This window comes from Haloferax denitrificans ATCC 35960 (assembly GCF_000337795.1).
Taxonomy (GTDB): Archaea; Halobacteriota; Halobacteria; order Halobacteriales; family Haloferacaceae; genus Haloferax; species Haloferax denitrificans.
Genome location: NZ_AOLP01000021.1, coordinates 1 through 511, shown reverse-complemented (window position 1 = coordinate 511; position 511 = coordinate 1). Strand labels below are relative to the sequence as shown.

Annotated in this window: 1 protein-coding gene; it reads left to right on the top strand. The window is 35.8% G+C overall.

Annotated features, from left to right (window positions below; genetic code table 11):
- Positions 1-229 precede the first annotated feature (229 nt).
- On the top strand, positions 230-511 hold a 282-nt coding region (locus C438_RS19455; protein ID WP_152421783.1), incomplete at its 3' end, for a hypothetical protein.

Here is a 511-nt window from a genome sequence, read left to right as displayed (position 1 = left end):
GGTAGTGGCCTAGAAAGACGAGAATGTCACAGACTTTCCACGTCTAATATTACCTAGGCCACTTCTGAACAAGCCGCATTTTGCTGCGCCGATGTTGTAGAATGATGAAATATATTTCACAGACAGACATAGTGTAAGGAATAATAAGTGTGAGTGAGAAAATAACATTTGCACAATTATACGTTTTTATAAATTAGGTCACTTTTTTTTAAAATATTAAGATTACAATATGCCAGCTACAAAACGAGCAAGAAGAACCATTTCCGGTGTTCCAGCCTTAAAAGCTTTTTCAAGTTCATCTAAGAAGAAAGACATGAGTCCAAGTGAACTCAGAAAAATTATAAGAAAGGAATTAAACAATGAAATTGAAGAGAAACATGGTATTTGCGAGTACCAAAACATTGCAATTCAAAGAGCGATTCCATCGGGAGTTGTATTCAATGCAGACGAGATTGGAAGTACAGGCAATTTTTATAAAATATTGCCAGAGATTTCACAAAGGACACGCGAG